Origin of the sequence: Pantoea sp. UBA4549 (assembly GCF_002387285.1) — a bacterium.
Taxonomy (GTDB): Bacteria; Pseudomonadota; Gammaproteobacteria; order Enterobacterales; family Enterobacteriaceae; genus Pantoea; species Pantoea borealis.
Map to the genome: position 1 here is coordinate 139023 of NZ_DGLH01000008.1, position 22049 is coordinate 161071.

Below are 22049 nucleotides of genomic sequence, written 5' to 3' on the forward strand. Positions count from 1 at the left end.
CTTACAGATAACCGATGCGCTCACGGTACGCGATTCAGCTGTACAACGCAGCTATTTTGCCGCAGGTTGCACCGGAGCTGCCTGCGGCTCATGTTACAGCACCAGCTCTTCGATAACGTGCGCTACGCCATCTTCCCTGTTACTTTTGGTCACAAACTGCGCGATTTTTTTCACTGACTCAATGGCATTGCCCATCGCCACGCCGGTGCCGGCATATTCAATCATCGCCAGATCGTTCTCCTGATCGCCAATCGCCATCACCTCTGACTGCTGCAGGCCCAGTTTTTCCGCCAGCATCTTCACGCCATAGCCTTTGTTCACCAGCGGGTTAAGGATTTCCAGAAAATAAGGCGCGCTTTTCAGCACGGTGTAGCTGTCGCGCATGTTCGCCGGCAGCCCGGAGATCGCTTTATCCAGCAGCGCCGGTTTATCGATCATCATAATTTTCGGGAAGCGCGTCGCCGGATCCATCTCATCAACCGCGCGATAGCGCACTGGAATACCGGTCAGGCTGGCTTCATGAATGGTGTATTCGCTGATGTCTTTATTAGGCGTATAGAGGAAAGATTTGTCGAATGCCTGAAAATGCACGCCGAGTTCACGCGCCAGCTGCTCAAGATAGAGGTAATCGTCAAAGCTCAGCGTTTTCTCGGCAACCACTTCGCCGCTGTCAGCGCGGTGCGCCAGCGCGCCGTTGTTGCTGATGCAGTACTGACCCGGCTGGCGCAGATCCAGCTCTGTCAGATAGCGCTCAACGCCGACAAACGGACGGCCGGTTGCCAGCACAATCGACACGCCTTTATCGCGCGCCCGCCCGATGGCTGCTTTTACCGCCGGAGTAATTTCATGCTGCGGATTCAGCAGCGTGCCGTCCATATCGATCGCAATCAGTTTTATCGCCATAACGTCCTCGGTTAATTCAGGGTCTGGCTTTAATGCTAGCGCGATTCAGCTCTCATTGACCAGTTTATCGGCGCAGCGGATCGCAGATGCGGTGGGCGGCAGGCTGAGCCTGGTGGTTGAGATGCCGGATGGTGCAGGAGAAAGGACTTTGCGGATATAAAAAACCCCTCCCGGGCGGGAGGGGTCAGAGCGTATCAGATATCGATGTTAGCGGCTTTCAGCGCGTTCTCTTCGATAAAGGCGCGACGCGGCTCCACCGCATCGCCCATCAGCGTGGTGAAGAGCTGATCGGCAGCAATCGCATCCCTGATGGTGACGCGCAGCATACGGCGGCTGTCCGGATCCATGGTGGTTTCCCACAGCTGCTCCGGGTTCATCTCGCCCAGCCCTTTATAGCGCTGAATGGAGAGACCGCGGCGTGACTCTTTCACCAGCCACTCAATCGCCTGCTCGAAGCTGGCAACCGGCTGACGACGTTCGCCACGCTCGATATAGGCGTCCTCTTCAATCAGGCCGCGCAGCTGCTCGCCCAGCGCACAGATTTTGCGATACTCCGGGCCACCGATAAACTCGCTATCCAGCGGGTAGTCGGTATCCACACCGTGGGTGCGCACACGCAGTACCGGCTCAGCCAGCTGCAGCTCACGGTTTTCACGTACCTGCGCCACATAGGTGCTGCCGTGTGCTTCACGCTCGTTAAGATACGCTACCAGCGTCTCCAGCCAGCTGCTGACGGCGGCGGTATCATCCAGCCCTGCCAGCGTTGGATGGTAGACCAGCGCATTAAGCAGGGCTGCCGGGAAGCGACGCTCCATGCGTTTGATCATCTTCTGCGTGCTGTTGTACTCAGCGACCAGGCTCTCCAGCGGCTCACCGCCCAGCGCCGGTGCGCTGGCGTTGGTGTGCAGCGTAGCGCCGTCCAGCGCGATGGCGATCTGATACTGATCCATCGCGTCGGTGTCTTTAATATACTGTTCCTGCTTGCCTTTTTTCACTTTAAACAGCGGCGGCTGCGCAATGTAAACGTGGCCGCGCTCAATGATTTCCGGCATCTGACGGTAGAAGAAAGTCAGCAGCAGCGTACGGATATGTGAGCCATCGACGTCCGCATCGGTCATGATAATGATGCTGTGATAGCGCAGCTTATCCGGGTTGTACTCATCGCGGCCGATACCGCAGCCCAGCGCGGTGATCAGCGTGGCGACTTCCTGCGAAGAGAGCATTTTATCGAAACGCGCTTTCTCTACGTTGAGGATTTTACCCTTCAGCGGCAGAATCGCCTGGTTTTTACGGTTACGCCCCTGCTTCGCCGATCCGCCTGCGGAGTCACCCTCCACCAGGTAGATTTCAGAGAGCGCCGGATCGCGTTCCTGGCAGTCTGCCAGCTTGCCCGGCAGGCCCGCCAGGTCCAGCGCGCCTTTGCGGCGGGTCATCTCACGCGCACGGCGTGCTGCTTCGCGCGCCCGCGCCGCATCGATAATTTTGCCCACGACAATTTTTGCATCCGCCGGGTTTTCCAGCAGGTATTCGCTCAGCAGTTCATTCATCTGCTGCTCTACCGCAGATTTCACCTCGGAGGAGACCAGCTTATCTTTGGTCTGCGAAGAGAACTTCGGATCCGGCACTTTCACGGAAACCACAGCAATCAGGCCTTCACGCGCATCATCACCGGTGGCGCTGACTTTGGCTTTTTTGCTGTAGCCCTCTTTATCCATATAAGCGTTCAGCGTACGCGTCATCGCCGCACGGAAACCGGCAAGATGCGTTCCGCCATCGCGCTGCGGGATGTTATTGGTAAAGCAGTAGATGTTTTCCTGGAAACCATCGTTCCACTGCAGCGCCACTTCCACTCCGATGCCATCTTTCTCGGTAGAGAAGTAGAACACGTTAGGGTGAATCGGGTTTTTGTTGCGGTTCAGATACTCGACAAACGCCCTGATACCACCTTCGTAGTGGTAGTGGTCGCTCTTTTCGTCGCGCTTATCCTGCAGGCGAATAGAGACGCCGGAGTTCAGGAACGACAGTTCACGCAGGCGTTTGGCAAGGATTTCATATTCAAAATCGGTGACGTTGGTAAAGGTCTCGTGGCTTGGCCAGAAGCGCACGCGCGTACCCGTCGTCTCGGTATCGCCGGTAACGGCCAGTGGCGCCTGCGGCACGCCGTGCACATAGGTCTGCTGATGCACTTTGCCGTCGCGACGAATGGTCAGCTCCAGCTTCTGCGACAGGGCATTAACCACGGAAACGCCCACGCCGTGCAGGCCGCCCGATACTTTGTAAGAGTTGTCATCAAACTTACCGCCGGCGTGCAGAACGGTCATGATCACTTCCGCCGCAGAGACCCCCTCTTCCGGGTGAATACCGGTCGGAATACCGCGCCCGTCATCCTGCACCGACACGGAGTTATCCGCGTGGATAGTGACTACGATATCACTGCAGTGTCCGGCGAGCGCTTCGTCGATGGCGTTATCCACGACCTCGAATACCATGTGATGCAGACCGGTGCCGTCATCCGTATCGCCGATATACATACCCGGGCGTTTGCGTACCGCATCAAGCCCTTTCAGGACTTTGATACTTGAGGAGTCATAAGAATTCGACATCAACGTTTCTCGCTCATTTAATCTTCAGGTTGAACCGCTATTTTACCCTGTTCCACGCGGAACATCTTGCCCTTTTCGTCGCTCATATCGATTACATGCTCTGTGCCAATAGCGCTGACAAACACCTGAGCCTGTGTGGCTTTCAGCCGCTCTGCCAGCAGCCGCCGGCGTGTGTCATCCAGCTCGGATGCGAAGTCATCAATCAGGTATAAACAGCGACGTCCGCTGCTGCGCGTCAGGTACTCGCCCTGCGCTAAGCGCAGCGCGCACATCAGCAGCTTCAGCTGTCCGCGTGAGAGTAAATCTTCTACCGGCGTCCCTTCTGCACGAATACGGAAATCCGCTTTGTGCGGGCCGCTGGCGGTGTAGGTAAGCGCGCGATCGCGCTCAAAATTGCGCTCCAGCAGGTCGCCATAGTCGCTCTCTTTATCCCAGCCGCGCTGGAAAGAGAACGACAGGGCAAACTCAGGCAAGAACTGGCTGCAGGTCGCAGTGATCTCACTGGCAATGGCCGCGCTGTACTCTGCGCGCCAGGCGCTGATCTGTGCGGCCAGCGGTACCAGCTCCTGATCCCACGGACGGATCTGGCTGTAGCGTGAAGCCTGACGCAGTGCCGCGTTGCGCTGCTTCAGCAGGCGACGCAGATTGCTCCAGGCGATAAAAAAACCAGGGTAAGCATGAAAACAGCCCCAGTCGATATAGGCTCTGCGGTATTTGGGGCCGCCGTTGAGCAATGTAAACCCCTCGGGCGTAATCAGCTGCATCGGCAGCAGCTGTGCCAGTTCAGCCACTTTATGCCCGTCGCTGCCGTCAATCCGCACTTTACTGTCGCCGGCACGATTTTTGGTCAGCCCCACCGCCAGCGCGCGTTCACCGCTGCCATCAATACGCCCGTGCAGTACAAACGCCTCCTGCTCATGACGGATCACCCGTCCCGCCTGCAGGCTGCGAAACGCCCGCCCGTGGCCCAGCGTGTAAATCGCCTCCAGCACGCTGGTTTTACCGCTGCCGTTGGCGCCGACGAGGAAGTTGAAACCGGGTGCCAGGTCTAAGTCAGCCTGCTCAATATTACGAAAATCTTTAATCAGAAGGCGGGTTAAAGCCATGAACGAATCCAGCCAGAAGGGAATAGCCTAACGTTAACAATACGGGCCGTTGGCGGCGCAGGCAGTCTGGTCTCGGCCAGCGCGCAGATCCTGGGAGCATACTGAAGTATGTGACCAGGGGCGAGCACTGCCCGGGACCAGAATGGCAAGTAAGCCAGGCCGATATTTTCTGCTACAAGCGCATCGGCATGACGACGTATGCCGCAGCTGGACTGGCTACGTCTTCAATCTGTACGCTGGACACAGAGTCGGTGAGCAGCAGACGGACGTTCTCACACTTCAGCGCATTCAGCACATCCAGTACGTAACTGACGTTGAAGCCAATCTCCAGCTCGGTGCCGCTGTAAGAGACATCCAGCATCTCTTCTGCCTCTTCCTGCTCCGGATTGTTTGCCGTGATCTTCAGCTGATTTTCGGTGATATAGATGCGTACGCCGCGGAATTTTTCATTAGATAAAATGGCCGCACGGGCAAACGCCTGCTTGAGCAGATCGCAGCCCGCCTCCAGCGCCTTGTCCGGATTTTTTGGCAGCACGCGCCGGTAATCAGGAAAACGACCATCCACCAGCTTAGAGGTAAAGATGAAATCGCCGACGTGCGCCCGGATGTTACTGCTGCCAATCTGCACGCGCAGCGGGTTCTCGCCGCCGTCCAGCAGCCGAACCAGCTCAATCACCCCTTTACGCGGTACGATCACAGAGTGGTCTGGCAGCGCCTGGCCAATCGGCATGGCGCAGACCGCCAGACGGTGGCCGTCAGTGGCGACGGTACGCAGCTCTTCACCTTCGGTTTCAAACAGCATACCGTTGAGATAGTAGCGTACATCCTGATGCGCCATTGAAAACTGCGTGGCTTCAATCAGCCGTTTCAGCGTGGCCTGCGGCAGCGTAAATTCAACTTCGCTTTGCCAGTCATCCAGGTTGGGAAAATCGCTGGCGGGCAGCGTTGACAGCGAAAAACGACTGCGCCCGGAACGCACCAGCATGCGATCGCCTTCCAGCATAACGCTGATTTCAGCGCCTTCCGGCAGGCCGCGGCAGATATCAAGGAATTTGCGCGCCGGCACCGTGGTTGCACCCGGCTCGTGAGCCTGTTTCAGCGCCACGCGTGCCACCATTTCCATTTCCAGATCGGTTCCGGTCAGCAGCAACGATCCTTCATTTACCTGCAGCAGCAAATTTCCGAGGATCGGCAGCGTCGGACGTCCGCCAAGCGGACCACTTACCTGTTGCAGGGGCTTCAGCAACTGCTCACGTTCAACAATAAATTTCATATGCGTCAGGAAGATAATGTTCGGATAAGGTTAGAGAAATCTTCTTTGATGTCGTGGCTCTCTTCACGCAGCTGCTCTATTTTACGGCAGGCGTGCAGCACGGTGGTATGGTCACGGCCACCAAACGCATCGCCAATCTCTGGCAGACTATGGTTGGTCAGCTCTTTTGCCATCGCCATCGCCATTTGACGCGGCCGCGCCACAGAGCGCGACCGGCGTTTCGACAGCAAATCCGCCACTTTGATTTTGTAATATTCCGCTACGGTTTTCTGAATGTTGTCGATGGTAACCAGCTTCTCCTGCAGCGCCAGCAAATCACGCAGCGCTTCACGCACGAAGTCGATAGTAATGGCGCGTCCGGTAAAGTTGGCATTTGCGATCACGCGGTTCAGCGCGCCTTCAAGCTCACGCACGTTGGAACGCAGACGCTTGGCAATAAAGAAAGCGACTTCACCCGGCAGGCGGATGTCATTCTCATCCGCTTTTTTCATCAGAATAGCCACGCGCGTTTCCAGCTCAGGCGGCTCGATGGCAACAGTCAGACCCCAGCCGAAGCGCGACTTCAGACGATCTTCCACGCCGTTAATCTCTTTAGGATAACGGTCAGAGGTGAGAATGATCTGCTGATTGCCTTCCAGCAGCGCGTTGAAGGTGTGAAAAAACTCCTCCTGCGAGCGCTCTTTATTGGCAAAGAACTGGATATCATCGATCAGCAGTGCGTCCACAGAACGATAGTAGCGTTTGAACTCTTCAATCGCATTGTTCTGCAGCGCTTTTACCATGTCCTGCACAAAGCGCTCAGAGTGCATGTAGACCACTTTGGCGTTGGGCTTGCGGGCAATAATGCCATTCCCTACCGCGTGCAGCAGGTGCGTTTTACCCAGGCCTGTGCCGCCATACAGGAATAACGGGTTATAGGCCCCACCGGGGTTATCAGCCACCTGGCGTGCCGCCGCGCGCGCCAGCTGGTTCGATTTACCCTCAACAAAGTTGTCGAAGTTATGGCGGTTGTTCACATTCGAGCGATACGTCACATCTGCAGGTGCCGGTACGGAATCCCAGCTCGGACGCAGCAGCTGTGCCGGTGCCGGGCGGGTTTCCACCGGCGCCGGCGCACTGACGGTACTGGTCATCACCGGCTGCGCAGCGGCAACCTGAGCCACAGGACGCGTGCCCACTTCAAATCGCAGCAACGGCACATTTGCGCCGCAGAATTCGTTCAGCAGCCCGTTAATACTGTTGAGATATTTATCCCGAACCCAGTCGAGTACAAACCGATTTGGTGCATACAAGGCCAGCGTATTGTCGTTTAACTCAGCCTGCAGTGGACGGATCCACATGCTGAATTCGGTGGCAGGTAATTCATCCTGCAAACGGGCAAGACACTGTTGCCAAAGCGTAAGTGACACGGCGGACTCCACTCGTACAAAATCGATAAGAATTTCAGGCGCTAATAATAGAAACTGTCTTTTTTGACACAGGCGGTCAGAAAGCGCCTGCGACCGCTGTCTGCGGTAGTCATCCCCGGCGATCGCAGTGAGGATCGTCAGCGGAAGGGCGGATCATAGCGCAAAGCGCACCAGAGATCTTCCCTTTCTACACAGTTTTGATCCAATTTATCCACAGGGTGTAAAACCTTTGAACAGTTTATCCGTTCTGGCAAAAAAGCAAGCGAAGATCGCGCAGCAGACGCGAATTTTTCAGCCGCCGTCGCGTTTTTTTTCCTGTGGATAGCGTGTGCGATCGCAAGAAGATCCTGGACGATCCTTGCGCTTTCCTTTACAGGCCGTATAATTCCCCACCCGGCATTGGCACGTGGTGCATTAATGCCCGGAATTGCGGTGTTTCCGGGTATTCAGGTCCCGCGACCAGCGAAGTAAATTGACTCCGGACTGTACAATTATTACAATCCCGCCTCTTTATTAAAGACACATTGAGGCGTCGGTCGCTTTACTGCCCCGAAAACGCGTCACCCAGTGAAATTTTTCAAGTTTAGGTAGAAATCGCCATGAAACGCACTTTTCAACCGTCCGTACTGAAGCGCAACCGTTCACACGGCTTCCGTGCTCGTATGGCAACCAAAAATGGTCGTCAGGTTCTGGCACGTCGTCGTGCTAAAGGCCGTTCTCGTCTGACCGTTTCTAAGTAATAAAAGCTAACCCTCGTGGTTCAGCTCGCATTTCCCAGGGAGTTACGTTTGTTAACTCCCGCTCATTTCACTTTCGTCTTCCAGCAACCTCTTCGGGCTGGCACGCCGCAAATCACCATCCTCGGCCGCCGCAATTCGCTGGGGCATCCCCGCATCGGTCTTACCGTCGCTAAAAAACATGTAAAGCGCGCGCATGAACGCAACCGGATCAAGCGATTGACCCGCGAAAGTTTTCGTCTGCGTCAGCATGAACTGCCTGCGATGGATTTTGTTATTGTTGCGAAAAAAGGGATTGCCGACCTCGATAACCGGGCACTGATGGAAGCGTTGGAGAAACTATGGCGTCGTCACTGTCGCCTGGCTCGCGGCTCCTGATCGCCCTGATACGCGTCTATCAACGCGCTATCAGCCCTCTGCTGGGACCTCATTGCCGGTTCCATCCCACCTGTTCGCAGTACGGGATTGAGGCCCTGCGCCGTTTCGGCGTGATAAAAGGCAGTTGGTTGACGATTAAACGCGTATTAAAATGCCACCCCTTGAACCCGGGTGGCGACGATCCTGTGCCGCCAAAAACCTTTGATACCAGAGAACATTAACGATGGATTCGCAACGCAATCTTTTTCTCATCGCTTTTCTGTTCGTGTCTTTTATGATCTGGCAAGCCTGGCAGACGGACCACGCTCCGCAGCCACAGCAGACCCAGACCACGCAGAACACAAGCAGCGCAGCGGGTGATGCCGCCACTTCCGGCGTGCCGGCCAGCGGTCAGGGCAAAACGATCACCGTTAAAACTGACGTCCTGTCACTTAATATCAACACGCGCGGTGGTGATATTGAACAGGCTCAGCTGCTGACCTACCCGGATAAGCTCGGCTCCGACGCCCCATTCCAGCTGCTGGAAACCACGCCGGCATTTGTTTATCAGGCGCAGAGCGGCCTGACCGGTCGTAACGGCCCGGATAACCCGAACAATGGCGCGCGTCCACTCTATACTGCCGCACAGGATAGCTTTGACATGGCCGATGGCCAGACTGAACTGCGTGTGCCGCTGAGCTGGACCGGCGAAAACGGTGTGGTTTATACCAAAACCTTCATCTTTAAGCGTGGCGAGTTTGCGGTTAACGTTGACTACAACATCAATAACACCTCACAGCAGCCGCTGGAAGTGGCGATGTTTGGTCAGCTGAAGCAGACCATCGACCTGCCTAAACATCGCGATACGGGCAGCAACAACTTTGCGCTGCACACCTTCCGCGGTGCCGCCTACTCCACCAGCGATGCGAAATATGAGAAATATAAGTTCGATACCATCGCTGATAACGAAAACCTGAGCACCACCACCAGCAACGGCTGGGTCGCGATGCTGCAGCAGTATTTCGCCACGGCATGGGTGCCGCGTACACAGGGCAACAACACCCTGTATACCAGCAACCTCGGCAACGGTGTGGCGGCGATTGGCTATAAGTCAGCGCCGGTTACGGTTGGTGCAGGTGCACAGCAGACGCTGGGCGCAACGCTGTGGGTCGGCCCGGAAATTCAGGATAAGATGGCTGCCATTGCGCCGCACCTTGACCTGACCGTGGATTACGGCTGGCTGTGGTTTATCTCTCAGCCGCTGTTCAAGCTGCTGAAGTTCCTGCACAGCTTTATCGGTAACTGGGGCTTCTCCATTATCGTCATCACCTTCATCGTGCGCGGCATCATGTACCCGCTGACCAAAGCGCAGTACACCTCGATGGCCAAGATGCGCATGCTGCAGCCGAAGATTCAGGCGATGCGTGAGCGTCTGGGCGATGACAAGCAGAAGCAGAGCCAGGAAATGATGGCGCTCTACAAAGCGGAAAAAGTGAATCCGCTGGGTGGCTGTCTGCCGCTGGTTATTCAGATGCCAATCTTCCTGGCACTCTACTATATGCTGTCTGGCTCGGTAGAACTGCGCCACGCGCCGTTTGTACTGTGGATCCATGACCTCTCTGCGCAGGACCCGTACTACATTCTGCCGGTGCTGATGGGGATCACCATGTTCTTCATCCAGAAGATGTCACCGACCACCGTGACCGATCCTATGCAGCAGAAGATCATGACCTATATGCCGGTGATCTTCACCGTCTTCTTCCTGTGGTTCCCGGCGGGTCTGGTGCTGTACTACATCGTCAGCAACCTGGTCACCATTCTCCAGCAGCAGCTGATTTACCGCGGCCTGGAAAAACGGGGCCTGCATAGCCGCGACAAGAAGAAAGCGTAACCTTCAGCCCGGCTGAGCAACAGGTATAATCAAGGGGCGGCATTTATGTCGCCCTGTTTTTTTTCTATTTTTTCAGCCCGGCACAGCGCGGGCAAGAGGACGATCATGAGCCACAGCGATACTATCGTTGCGCAGGCAACCCCGCCGGGCCGCGGCGGCGTCGGTATACTGCGTATCTCAGGCAGCCGGGCAGCAGACGTTGCACAGGCTGTGCTGGGTAAACTGCCAAAGCCGCGCTACGCCGATTACCTGCCCTTTACCGATGCAGATGGCAGCGTGCTGGATCAGGGCATTGCGCTGTGGTTCCCGGGTCCGAACTCCTTTACCGGTGAAGATGTCCTGGAGCTGCAGGGTCACGGCGGACCGGTGATCCTCGACCTGCTGCTGAAACGCATTGTCGCCCTGCCCGGCCTGCGCATTGCGCAACCGGGTGAGTTTTCTGAGCGTGCGTTTCTGAATGACAAGCTCGATCTGGCGCAGGCCGAGGCGATTGCCGACCTGATTGATGCCAGCTCGGAGCAGGCGGCGCGCTCGGCGGTGAACTCGCTGCAGGGTGTATTTTCACAGCGCGTGAATGCGCTGGTGGAAGCGCTGACCCATCTGCGTATCTATGTCGAGGCCGCCATCGACTTTCCGGATGAGGAGATCGACTTTCTTTCCGACGGTAAGATTGAAGCGCAGCTTAATGCGGTGATCGGCGACCTGAATGGCGTACGCGCCGAAGCGCGTCAGGGCAGCCTGCTGCGTGAAGGCATGAAAGTGGTGATTGCCGGGCGCCCGAACGCAGGTAAATCGAGCCTGCTGAATGCGCTGGCGGGACGCGAAGCGGCTATCGTCACTGACATTGCCGGCACCACGCGCGATGTTCTGCGCGAACATATTCATATTGATGGAATGCCGCTGCACATCATTGATACCGCCGGACTGCGTGAAGCCAGCGATGAAGTGGAGCGCATCGGCATTGAGCGCGCCTGGCAGGAGATTGAACAGGCCGATCGGGTGCTGTTTATGGTGGATGGTACAACCACGGACGCTACCGAGGCAGCGGCTATCTGGCCCGATTTTGTCGCGCGCTTACCGGCGGCGCTGCCCATTACCGTAGTGCGTAACAAAGCGGACATGACCGGTGAGACCCTGGGACTGAGTGAGGCAAACGGCCATGCGCTGATCCGCCTTTCAGCCCGGACCGGCGACGGCGTGGAAACGCTGCGAGATCATCTGAAGCAGAGCATGGGCTTTGCCGGAAATATGGAAGGCGGGTTCCTTGCGCGCCGCCGCCACCTGCAGGCGCTGGAGAGTGCCGCCGCACATCTGCAGCAGGGAAAAGCGCAGCTGCTGGGCGCGTGGGCGGGAGAGCTGCTCGCGGAAGAGCTGCGGCTGGCACAGCAGGCGCTGAGTGAAATCACCGGCGAATTTACCTCTGACGATCTGCTGGGCCGTATTTTCTCCAGCTTCTGCATCGGGAAATAAGCGCGTACCGCTCTTTGCCGGTCGATCATACATCTTTGTTATTTGGCACCCTTTCTCCTTTGCAGTATAACGATGAAGGCTGCGTTAAACGCAGCCTCTATTATTCATGCTAAAAACCGGGCCTGCGCCGCAGCCTGAACAGGAGAGAAACATGAGTACACCGCTCGACAGCGCGGCGCTTGATGCGCTGTTTACTGACGCCCGCACCCACAGCCACTGGCAGGATAAGCCGGTTTCACAGGCGTTGCTGCGGGAGCTCTATACCCTGACAGCACTGGGCCCGACCTCTGCTAACTGTTCGCCGGGCCGCTTTGTGTTTGTTACCTCGGCGGAAGGCAAAGCAAAGCTGAAGCCCGCCCTCTCTTCAGGCAACGTGGACAAAATCATGTCGGCACCGGTAACGGTGATTGTCGCCTGGGATCCGGAATTTTTTGAGCAGCTGCCAAAACTGTTTCCGTTTGGTGACGCGCGCAACTGGTTTACCAGCAGCCCGGAGCTGACAAAAGAGACCGCGTTCCGTAACAGCAGCCTGCAGGCAGGCTACATGATCCTTGCCGCGCGTTCGCTCGGTCTGGATGCCGGTCCGATGTCCGGCTTTGATCCCGCCAAAGTTAATGCCGCTTTCTTCAGCGAAAGCAAATGGCAGGTTAACATGCTGATCAATCTTGGCTACGGTGAGGCAGGTAAACTGCATCCGCGCCTGACGCGACTCAGTTTCGATGAAGCCACCGCCTTTGCCTGAAAGCCGGCAGTCCGTCTGCGCTCTGCCGGTCGGTCCGGCAGAGTTTCTGTCCCGCCTTATTCCGCGCTGATATTCAGTCTTATCTGAATTTACCGTTCTTCAGGGAAAGCCGGATGCAAACATCTAAGAAAATTCTTACAATGCCACTGATGATTATTCGCCCATTTTCACGGAGCGACAGATGGCTGGTCATTTTGTGCGCTGGACGGGCACCACGCCCCTGCCGGTAACGACTTCACGGATCCCCCCGGATGTGCTGGATAGCGCAGCCCGTCTGCCCGACCGGCGACGCGGGCGTTTTCTGGCTGCCCGCGAACTGCTGGCACAGCTGATGCTGCGGATCTACGGCATTGATCAGCTGCCGCAGCTGAGCGTCAGCAACAGCGGGCGTCCGCGCTTTGCCGACCCGGCCCTGCCTGATTTCAGCATCTCCTATACAGGCCATATCACCGGCGTGCTGCTGGCGGAAGAAGGCGGGCGTGCCGGACTGGATATGGAGATTGTGCGCGCGCACAGCCGGCAGACGCAGGAAGCGCTGATGCAGGAGCTCTCTTCCGGTGAAAAAGCGTGGATCAACGCGCAGCAGGATTTTATGGAGGCAGCAACGCAAATCTGGACGCTGCGCCAGAGCGTTCTCAAGCTGACCGATGAAGCAGATCGGGGCCTCTCTTCGCTGCGGCTTCATCCGGCGTCAGGCCGGTTGCGGTCCACGGTATTTCCCGATATTCAGGCCATCTGCGACGCCGAGCCGACGCTGGTCTGGTCATGTGCACTTTCACCTGGCACAGAGCATCTGCGTCTGTGGGAGATTGACGCGCAGCAGCAGCAGTGGGTTGCGCTGCGTGATATTGAAATGAATAAGCCGAACATGGATTCGCATACGCTGCGGCTGACCAGCCTGCCCGGCGAGCGTATCGCCGGACAGCAGGAGATGCGACAGCTCTGAAGCGGGTGGCCACCCAGGCCACCTGGAGCGTCAGTGCGCGTCGATAAACGCGATTTTCAGTGTAAACAACAGCGCAACCACCACGACACAGGGGCTGATTTCACGCCAGCGTCCGGTTCCCAGCTTCATCACGCAGTAGGCGATAAAGCCCAGCGCGATCCCTTCCGTAATTGAGAAACTGAACGGCATCATCGCCGCGGTGACAAAGGCCGGTACCGCTTCGGTAAGATCGTCCCAGCGTACGCGCGACAGCGATGCCGTCATCAGTACGCCGACATAGATCAGCGCACCCGCTGCCGCATAGCCCGGCACCATCGCCGCCAGCGGCGACAGGAATATCGCCAGCAGGAACAGCAGGCCGGTAATAACCGCCATCAGCCCGGTACGGCCGCCAATGGCAACCCCTGACGAACTCTCAATATAGGCTGTCACCGATGACGTACCGGCCAGCGCCCCCGTGACGGAGCTGATGCTGTCCACATACAGCGCCTGCTTCATACGCGGAAACGTTCCTTTTTCATCGGTCAGGCCCGCTTTATCCGTCACGCCAATCAGCGTACCGGACGAGTCAAACAGATTGACCAGCATAAAGGAGAAGATCACGCCTGCCATACCGATATTGAACGCGCCTTTAATATCCACCGCACCCACTACCGCCGAGATTGACGGCGGCGGCGCAAAGAAACCAGTGAACCTGACGTCACCCAGCGCAAGGCCTATGCTGGTTGTGACCACAATAGAGACCAGCACCGCCGCATGAATATTACGCGATGCCAGAATAGCGATAATGAAAAAGCCCAGCGCCCCCAGCAGCACGCTGTGCGACGTCAGATTACCGACCGCCACCAGCGTTTCCGCGTTTGGCACAATGATGCCGGCATTTTTCAGCCCCATCATTGCGATAAACAGGCCAATACCGGCGGTGATCCCGGTACGCAGGCAGAGCGGAATATTGGCTATCATCCAGTAGCGCACGCGCAGCAGCGTCAGAATCAGCAGTCCCAGCGCGCCCCAGAAAATGGCGCCCATCCCTATTTGCCAGGAATACCCCATTGCACCGACTACCACAAAAGCGAAAAAGGCGTTCAGACCCATCGCCGGTGCCAGCGCAACCGGCAGGTTTGCTATCAGCCCCATCAGGATACTGCCAAAGGCGGCAATCAGGCAGGTGGTGACAAATACCGCCTGGGTATCCATACCGGCAGCGCCGAGGATTTGCGGGTTAACAAAGACGATATAGACCATCGTCAGAAAAGTGGTGAACCCGGCAATCACTTCAGTGCGTACCGTGGTCCCGTGTTCCTGCAGTTTAAATATGCGCTGCAGCAGGCCCTGAGTCTTCATTTTGCTGTTCCGCTGAAAAATTTATCGCCGCGTATCCTATAGGCTTTATCGCGGTAAAACACGGAATTTTCGCAACCGGTTGCCTGCTGCTGCCTGGCGTAATCCAGGCTAGAGTAAAAGCTGAACAGTTATCAAAAGGATAGAATGCAATGACAGTGGAATGTGTGTTCTTTGATTGTGACGGCACGCTGGTCGACAGCGAAATGCTCTGCACGCAGGGCTATGTGAATACTTTTGCGCGCTATGGCATTACGCTATCGCTGCAGCAGATGTTTGAACGGTATAAAGGCGTGAAGCTTTACGACATTATTCGCGACATCAGCGAACAGTATCATCAGGCGCTGCCGGTAACAGAGGTGGAGCACGCCTATCGCACCGAAGTCGCACGCCTGTTTGAGCAAGAGCTGCAGCCGATCAGCGGTGCGGCGGCGCTGGTGGCGCAAATCCGCGTTCCGATGTGCGTGGTTTCCAACGGACCGGTAAAGAAAATGCAGCATTCGCTGGGTCTCACCGGCATGCTGCCGTGGTTTACCGATCGCCTCTACAGCGGCTATGACATTCAGGCATGGAAACCCGATCCGCAGCTGATGTTTCACGCCGCAGAACAGATGCAGGTGCCGCTCGACCGCTGCATTCTGGTGGATGATTCCGAAGCGGGCGCCCGCGCCGGCATTGCCGCAGGTATTCCGGTGTTTTATTACTGCGCCGATGCGCATAATCCCGCAATCGATCATCCGCTGGTAACGCGGTTTGATGATATGGCGCAGCTACCGTCGCTGTGGCAGGCACGCGGCTGGACGCTGGTATCCACCTGCAATGTTTTGTAGGCGGCGCATTCACGCGCCCCCGGTATGAGACGCCGTGCATCGCCTGATACCAGGGCGGCATGAATGCCGCCCCTGCGGATGCATCTAATGCTGCCCCTGCAATGCTCTGTAGGGGGCGCATTTATGCGCCCCTGGCATGAGACGCCGTGCATCGCCTGATGAACCGGGCGGTATCGCCTGATACCAGGGCGGCATGAATGCCGCCCCTGCGGATGCATCTAATGCTGCCCCTGCAATGTTTTGTAGGGGGCGCATTTATGCGCCCCTGGCATGAGACGCCGTGCATCGCCTGATGACCCGGGCGGCACCGCCTTACACCAGGGCGGCATAAATGCCGCCCCTGCGGATGCATCTAATGCCGCCCCTGCAATGTTTTGTAGGGGGCGCATTTATGCGTCCCTGGCGTGCGCGCAGGCTATCAGCCTATTGCGCCCAGCGAGTCCTCATTACTCTGCTTCTTCGGCAGCAGAAACAGTGTGGCGAAAATATCCAGCAGATAAATCAGCGCCAGCAGCGTAATGGCCGCGGTAAATGAAATCTGCGTAGCCAGCGCGCCAATCACCAGCGGACCAAAACCGCCAACGCCGCGCCCGAGGTTAAACAGTACATTTTGCGCGGTGGCACGCGCCTGCGGCGGAAACGTATCGGAGATCAGCGCGCCATAGCCGCCAATCATGCCGTTAACAAACATCCCCATGATGGCGCCGGTAAACAGCATGATCGTCGGATCGCGTAGCTGCGCATACACCACCACCATCGCCACGGCACCGAACTGGTACAGCAGAAAAATTTTCCAGCGGGCGAAGCGATCGGCCAGCACGCCAAACAGCCAGATCCCCAGGGTCATACCCACTACGGTCACCGCGGTCCACAGTCCCGATTTTGTCAGGCTGAAACCAAAGCTGGAGGAGAGATAGCTCGGCATCCAGATCATCAGACCGTAGTAGCCAAAGTTCTGTACCGAGCAGAGGATAAAAATGCCCAGGCTCGCTTTGCGGGTGGCACGGTCAGCAAACAGCATTTTTATACGGGCTGTAAATGAGAGTGCCGGTACGCTTTTTACCTGCCGTGTGAAGCTCTCCGGCTCACCCATACTGCGCCGCAGCACAAAGGAGAGTAGCGCAGGCAGCATGCCCACCAGAAACATGCCGCGCCAGCCAATTACGCTGAGCAGCGGCGGCGTGATAAAGGCAGCCAGCAGGACGCCGAGCTGCCAGCCGATGCCGACCCAGGCCGATGCACGGTTGCGCTTCTCCTGCGGCCAGGCTTCGGCGATCAGCGCCATACCGATACCAAATTCACCGCCCAGCCCCACCCCGGCCAGGGTCCGGTACGCCAGCAGATCCCAGTAGCCCTGCGCCACCGCGCACAGACCGGTAAACAGGGAAAACATCAGTATCGTCACGGTCAGGATGCGGATCCGGCCAAAGCGATCGCTGAGATGACCAAACAGAATGCCGCCGATCACTGCACCAATCAGCGTCCAGGTCACCAGCGAGCCCGCCTGCGACGGGTCGAGTACCAGCGATACGCTGATGGCCGGCAGCATAAAACCGAGGATCAGCAGATCAAATCCATCCATGGCGTAGCCGCTGATTGCGGCCAGCATCGCTTTAGCCGGCGTTACGGCAGGTTTAGCAGAGCGGGAAAGGGACATAAAAGAGTACCTGGCGAAAAAAAGTGCGCCAAGTATAAAGAGCGGGCGGCGGAGTGACCAATCAGAAATGGTAATGGCTGCCGCGCCGGCAGCCGGAAAGGATAATCAGGAGGGCCGGTTGCTGCCGTCGTCGCCGGAGAGCAGTTCATCCAGCCGGTCGCCGCCAACATGGCGGAAATCCTGCCCTTTAACAAAATAGAAGATGATTTCGCAGATATTCTGACAGCGGTCGCCGATTCGCTCAATGGCGCGCGCGCAGAACAGGGCGGTCAGCACGCTGGGAATAGTGCGCGGATCTTCCATCATGTAGGTCATCAGCTGGCGCACGATGCCTTCGTACTCCTTATCCACTTTTTTATCTTCGCGGTAGATAGTGATGGCGGCGCTGAGATCCATGCGCGCAAACGCATCCAGCACGTCATGCAGCATCTGCACCGTGTGATGGCCCAGCGACTCCAGACTGACCAGCAGCGGCAGATGCTGCTGACCAAACTTTTCCAGCGCGGTGCGGCTGATTTTCTCCGCCACGTCACCAATACGCTCCAGCTCAGAGATCGCTTTGATAATGGCCATCACCAGCCGCAGGTCGCTGGCGGTGGGCTGACGCTTGGCGATAATACGCACGCACGCCTCATCAATCTCCACCTCCATCATATTGACCTTCTGGTCGCCCTCAATCACCCGGCGCGCCAGTTCCGCATCCTGATTATGCATGGCGGTAATGGCGTCAGTGAGCTGCTGCTCCACCATGCCGCCCATGATCATCACCTGCGTGCGAATGTGCTCCAGCTCGGCGTTAAACTGACCGGAGATATGTTTATTAAGATTTAAATTATCCATGGGTCTCTCCTGAATCAGCCGTAACGACCGGTGATGTAATCTTCAGTCTGCTTCTGTGCGGGTTTGGTAAACAGCGTATCGGTGTCGCTGAACTCAATCAGCTCACCAAGATACATAAACGCCGTATGATCGGAGCAGCGGGCGGCCTGCTGCATATTGTGCGTCACAATCACCACGGTGTAATCCTGCTTAAGCTCGGTGATCAGCTCTTCGATGCGGCCGGTGGAGATAGGGTCCAGCGCCGAGCAGGGCTCATCCAGCAGCAGCACTTCCGGCCGGATGGCGATACCGCGTGCGATGCAGAGACGCTGCTGCTGCCCGCCGGAAAGACTGTAACCGCTCTGATGAAGCTTGTCTTTGGTTTCGTTCCACAGCGCGGCTTTGGTCAGCGCCCACTGCACGCGCTCATCCATATCCGCGCGCGACAGCTTCTCAAACAGACGCACGCCGAAGGCGATATTGTCATAAATTGACATCGGAAACGGCGTTGGCTTCTGAAACACCATGCCGACGCGCGCGCGCAGCAGGGCGATATCCTGGTGTGACGCGAGGATATTGTCGCCATCCAGCAGAATTTCACCCTCTGCACGCTGCTCCGGATAGAGCGAATACATTTTATTAAACGTGCGCAGCAGCGTGGATTTTCCGCAGCCTGACGGGCCGATAAACGCGGTGACCTGATTTCGGGCAATATCCAGATTGATATCTTTCAGCGCGTGAAATTTACCGTAATGAAAGTTCAGATTGCGCACCTGGATTTTACCGGCAGAAGGGGTTGCCATACTCATTGCTTATCTCTCTTATGCAGCGCCGCCAGAGCCGCGCCGGAAAATTAGTGTTTGCCTTTGGTGAAGATCATGCGGGCAACAATATTCAGCAGCAGCACGCACAGCGTAATGATCAGTACACCTGCCCACGCCAGACTCTGCCATTCGGCAAACGGGCTCATGGCGAACTTGAAGATAGTGACCGGCAGGTTAGCCACCGGCTGCATCATGTCAGTGCTCCAGAACTGATTTGAGAGCGCGGTAAACAGCAGCGGGGCGGTTTCACCGGCGATACGCGCAATTGCCAGCAGTACGCCGGTAATGATGCCGGAGACCGACGCTTTCAGCGTAATGGCTGAGATCATCTTCCACTTCGGCGTGCCCAGCGCGTATGCCGCTTCGCGCATGCTGTCCGGCACCAGCCGCAGCATATTCTCGGTGGTACGGATCACAATCGGGATCTGCAGCAGCGCCAGCGCCGCAACGCCTGCCCAGCCGGAGAAGTGCTGCATCTGCGATACCACAATGGTGTAAACAAACAGTCCGACCACAATAGAAGGCGCGGAGAGCAGGATGTCGTTAATAAAGCGGATCACCTCTGCCAGCCAGCTCTTACGGCCATACTCCGCCAGCCAGATCCCGGCCATAATGCCCAGCGGTGTACCAAAAAAGGTGGACCAGAAAATCAGCAGGCCGCTGCCCGCCAGCGCATTTGCCAGCCCGCCGCCAGCGGTATTGGGCGGCGGCGTCGACTCGGTAAACAGCGACCAGCTTAGCCCGTCGACGCCCCTGGTCACCGTGGTGAACAGGATCCAGATCAGCCAGAAGAGGCCAAACGCCATAGTGAGCAGCGACAGCGTCAGGGCGATTTTATTTTTTGTACTGCGCCACGCCTGCATTTTACGGCGCGAGGCTTCCAGCTCAGTACGGCTCTGCATTTCTATAGCGGTCATGAACGGGCCCCTTCACTTTTGGCCAGCCGCAGGATCATCAGCTTCGAGATCGCCAGCACGATAAAGGTGATGACAAACAGGATCAGACCCAGCTCCATCAGCGCAGCGACATGCACGCCCGACTCCGCTTCAGCAAACTCGTTAGCCAGCGCTGAGGTAATACTGTTGCCGGGCATAAACAGCGAAGCGCTGTCGAGCTGGTAGGTGTTACCGATAATAAAGGTCACCGCCATGGTCTCTCCCAGCGCACGCCCCAGTCCCAGCATTACGCCACCGATAACGCCGTTTTTGGTAAACGGCAGCACGATGCGCCAGATCACTTCCCAGGTGGTGCAGCCGATGCCATATGCGGACTCTTTCATCATCACCGGCGTCTGTTCAAAAACGTCACGCATCACCGAAGCGATATAGGGAATGATCATAATCGCCAGAATGACGCCTGCGGCCAGGATACCGATACCAAACGCCGGGCCGGAGAACAGCGTGCCGACGATGGGAATGTTAGCCATGACGTTGCCGACCGGCGTCTGAAAATATTCTGCAAACAGCGGCGCAAAGATAAACAGACCCCACATGCCATAAACAATGCTCGGGATGGCCGCCAGCAGCTCAATGGCGGTGCCAAGCGGACGACGCAGCCAGCCGGGTGCCAGCTCGGTCAGAAACAGCGCGATCCCGAAGCTTACCGGTACCGCGATGATGAGTGCGATCAGGGAGGTCACCAGCGTGCCGTAAATCGGCACCAGTGCGCCAAACTCTTCGTTTGGGGCATCCCAGGTTTTGGTCCAGAGAAAGGCGAAGCCAAACTTCTGAATGCTGGGCCAGGAAGAGACGATCAGGGAGACAATAATGCCACCCAGCAGCAGCAGGACAATCAGCGCAGAGAGTTTGACCAGTGCGCCAAAAATCATGTCGCCTTGCTTACCCGGTGCTTTGAATGTCGGCTTGGTAGCAGCCATAAAATTCTCGGTTCTCAGAGGATATGCAGGGCGGCCAGATAGCCGCCCCCGGAATACTCAGCCAGCCGCCGAGTCTGACAGTGGCTTACTGCCAGAGCGCTTTGCCGCTGCTGTCTTTGATATTCGCTTTCCATGCCGCGCGGATCTGCGTCACCACGCTCTCCGGCAGCGCTGCATAATCCAGCGCCGTTGCGGTTTTACTGCCGCCTTTATAGGCCCAGTCAAAGAACTTCAGCACTTCTGCGCCCTTCTCCGCATTGGCCTGATCTTTGTAAATCAGGATAAAAGTGGTGGAGGCGATCGGCCATGCGTCGTCACCTTTCTGGAACGTCAGATCCTGGGCAAACGAGCTGCTCCAGTCAGCGCCTTTCGCGGCGTTGGCAAAGCTGCTTTCGCTCGGGGCCACCGGCTTGCCATCCGCATCCAGCAGTTTGGTGTAGGTCAGGTTATTCTGTTTCGCATAGGCATATTCGACATAGCCAATTGAACCTGGCAGACGCTGCACAAAGGCGGCCACGCCATCATTGCCTTTGCCGCCAAGGCCGGTTGGCCAGTTAACGGTGTTGCCTTTGCCTACTTTGCCTGCCCAGTCACTGTTCACTTTGGTCAGGTAGCTGGTAAACACAAAGGAGGTACCGGAGCCATCGGCGCGGCGCACAACGTTGATATTGGTGTCAGGCAGCTTCAGGTCCGGGTTCAGCTTAGCAATCGCCGGATCGTTCCACTTTTTGATGGTGCCAAGATAGATGTCACCCACGGTTTTGCCGTCAAGGGTCAGCTCGCCTGACTTCACACCCGGAAGGTTAACGGCCAGCACCACACCACCGATAACGGTCGGAAACTGGAACAGGCCATTTTTCTGCAGATCTTCCTCTTTCATCGGCGCATCAGAGGCACCGAAATCCACCGTTTTCGCGATGATCTGCTTTACGCCACCCGAAGAGCCGATCCCCTGATAGTTGATTTTGCTACCGGTGGCCTGCTGATACTCTGCTGCCCACTTGGCATAAACCGGGGCCGGGAAGGTCCCGCCAGCACCCGTCAGATCGGTGGCGGCAAACGCAGAAACTGCGCTGACGGCGAAAGTGGCGGCGAGGAGTCGGGCTACGGTGCTACGCATCAGTGTCATGTTCCCTCCGGGGGAGTATAAATCAGGCTTAACGCCGTTTTAGTTGGAGTCAGTGATTGCTGCTGGAGGGAAAATAGGACAGTTTGATGACAGCGAAATGTACGAAATATGACAGTTTTATGACGAAGATAAAAAC

At 56.9% G+C, this 22049-nt stretch carries 20 protein-coding genes; 8 read left to right on the forward strand and 12 right to left on the reverse strand.

Features of this window, described 5'->3' with window-relative positions:
* Nucleotides 1-93 precede the first annotated feature (93 nt).
* The 5 genes from yidA to dnaA all read right to left on the reverse strand — a co-directional run bounded on the left by yidA (nt 94) and on the right by dnaA (nt 7294).
* The gene (gene yidA, locus B3041_RS06425; protein WP_065647879.1) at nt 94-903 is read right to left on the reverse strand and encodes a sugar-phosphatase; all 810 of its coding nucleotides are present in this window, start codon (nt 901-903) and stop codon (nt 94-96) included.
* A gap of 194 nt (nt 904-1097) precedes the next feature.
* On the reverse strand, nt 1098-3506 hold the full coding sequence (gene gyrB / locus B3041_RS06430) for a DNA topoisomerase (ATP-hydrolyzing) subunit B (protein ID WP_292970183.1): 2409 nt from the start codon (nt 3504-3506) through the stop codon (nt 1098-1100).
* A 17-nt stretch (nt 3507-3523) separates the two neighbouring features.
* Nucleotides 3524-4612 carry a DNA replication/repair protein RecF gene (gene recF, locus B3041_RS06435; protein ID WP_065647880.1) on the reverse strand — a complete coding sequence of 363 codons (1089 nt, stop codon included), beginning with the start codon at nt 4610-4612 and terminating at the stop codon, nt 3524-3526.
* A gap of 172 nt (nt 4613-4784) precedes the next feature.
* On the reverse strand, nt 4785-5885 hold the full coding sequence (gene dnaN / locus B3041_RS06440; protein WP_292970185.1) for a DNA polymerase III subunit beta: 1101 nt from the start codon (nt 5883-5885) through the stop codon (nt 4785-4787).
* Between the two features lie 5 nt (nt 5886-5890).
* A complete protein-coding gene (gene dnaA / locus B3041_RS06445; protein WP_039381492.1) occupies nt 5891-7294 on the reverse strand; it encodes a chromosomal replication initiator protein DnaA in 1404 nt (467 codons plus the stop codon).
* Nucleotides 7295-7893: 599 nt separating this feature from the next.
* Between dnaA and rpmH the strand changes: the two genes are divergently transcribed.
* The 7 genes from rpmH (at nt 7894) to B3041_RS06480 (ending at nt 13437) form a co-directional block, all read left to right on the forward strand.
* On the forward strand, nt 7894-8034 hold the full coding sequence (gene rpmH, locus B3041_RS06450) for a 50S ribosomal protein L34 (RefSeq protein WP_003849659.1): 141 nt from the start codon (nt 7894-7896) through the stop codon (nt 8032-8034).
* Between the two features lie 15 nt (nt 8035-8049).
* Entirely contained in the window at nt 8050-8409 is a 360-nt protein-coding gene (gene rnpA, locus B3041_RS06455; protein ID WP_071668251.1) for a ribonuclease P protein component, read from the forward strand.
* On the forward strand, nt 8373-8630 hold the full coding sequence (yidD, locus tag B3041_RS06460) for a membrane protein insertion efficiency factor YidD (protein WP_071668252.1): 258 nt from the start codon (nt 8373-8375) through the stop codon (nt 8628-8630). The genes rnpA and yidD overlap by 37 nt, the downstream gene beginning before the upstream one ends.
* 2 nt (nt 8631-8632) lie before the next feature.
* A complete protein-coding gene (gene yidC / locus B3041_RS06465) occupies nt 8633-10279 on the forward strand; it encodes a membrane protein insertase YidC (RefSeq protein WP_065647883.1) in 1647 nt (548 codons plus the stop codon).
* Nucleotides 10280-10384: 105 nt separating this feature from the next.
* Nucleotides 10385-11749 (forward strand): tRNA uridine-5-carboxymethylaminomethyl(34) synthesis GTPase MnmE, encoded by a 1365-nt coding sequence (gene mnmE / locus B3041_RS06470; protein WP_065647884.1) that lies wholly within the window; start codon nt 10385-10387, stop codon nt 11747-11749.
* A gap of 151 nt (nt 11750-11900) precedes the next feature.
* The gene (locus B3041_RS06475) at nt 11901-12491 is read left to right on the forward strand and encodes a malonic semialdehyde reductase (RefSeq protein ID WP_292970446.1); all 591 of its coding nucleotides are present in this window, start codon (nt 11901-11903) and stop codon (nt 12489-12491) included.
* A gap of 181 nt (nt 12492-12672) precedes the next feature.
* Complete coding sequence (locus tag B3041_RS06480) at nt 12673-13437, forward strand: 4'-phosphopantetheinyl transferase family protein (RefSeq protein ID WP_292970449.1); 765 nt, start codon at nt 12673-12675, stop codon at nt 13435-13437.
* 30 nt (nt 13438-13467) lie between these two features.
* Here the strand turns inward: B3041_RS06480 and B3041_RS06485 are convergent, their stop codons facing one another.
* A complete protein-coding gene (locus B3041_RS06485; RefSeq protein ID WP_065647887.1) occupies nt 13468-14781 on the reverse strand; it encodes an NCS2 family permease in 1314 nt (437 codons plus the stop codon).
* Nucleotides 14782-14930: 149 nt separating this feature from the next.
* Here B3041_RS06485 and yieH point away from each other — a divergent pair, with 149 nt between their 5' ends.
* On the forward strand, nt 14931-15608 hold the full coding sequence (gene yieH, locus B3041_RS06490) for a 6-phosphogluconate phosphatase (protein ID WP_292970452.1): 678 nt from the start codon (nt 14931-14933) through the stop codon (nt 15606-15608).
* Nucleotides 15609-16026: 418 nt separating this feature from the next.
* Here yieH and B3041_RS06495 read toward each other — a convergent pair whose 3' ends face one another.
* The 6 genes from B3041_RS06495 to pstS all read right to left on the reverse strand — a co-directional run bounded on the left by B3041_RS06495 (nt 16027) and on the right by pstS (nt 21913).
* Nucleotides 16027-17265, reverse strand: coding sequence for an MFS transporter (locus B3041_RS06495; RefSeq protein ID WP_065647889.1), 1239 nt, complete (start codon nt 17263-17265; stop codon nt 16027-16029).
* Between the two features lie 105 nt (nt 17266-17370).
* The gene (gene phoU, locus B3041_RS06500) at nt 17371-18105 is read right to left on the reverse strand and encodes a phosphate signaling complex protein PhoU (RefSeq protein ID WP_065647890.1); all 735 of its coding nucleotides are present in this window, start codon (nt 18103-18105) and stop codon (nt 17371-17373) included.
* Between the two features lie 14 nt (nt 18106-18119).
* Nucleotides 18120-18893, reverse strand: a complete 774-nt coding sequence (gene pstB / locus B3041_RS06505; protein ID WP_039381453.1) for a phosphate ABC transporter ATP-binding protein PstB — start codon at nt 18891-18893, stop codon at nt 18120-18122.
* Nucleotides 18894-18937: 44 nt separating this feature from the next.
* On the reverse strand, nt 18938-19825 hold the full coding sequence (pstA, locus tag B3041_RS06510; RefSeq protein ID WP_065647891.1) for a phosphate ABC transporter permease PstA: 888 nt from the start codon (nt 19823-19825) through the stop codon (nt 18938-18940).
* Nucleotides 19822-20784: a phosphate ABC transporter permease PstC gene (pstC, locus tag B3041_RS06515; protein ID WP_065647892.1), complete on the reverse strand. Its 963-nt coding sequence runs from the start codon at nt 20782-20784 to the stop codon at nt 19822-19824. The genes pstA and pstC overlap by 4 nt, the downstream gene beginning before the upstream one ends.
* Nucleotides 20785-20869: 85 nt before the next feature.
* A complete protein-coding gene (gene pstS, locus B3041_RS06520) occupies nt 20870-21913 on the reverse strand; it encodes a phosphate ABC transporter substrate-binding protein PstS (RefSeq protein WP_065647893.1) in 1044 nt (347 codons plus the stop codon).
* Between the last annotated feature and the right edge of the window lie 136 nt (nt 21914-22049).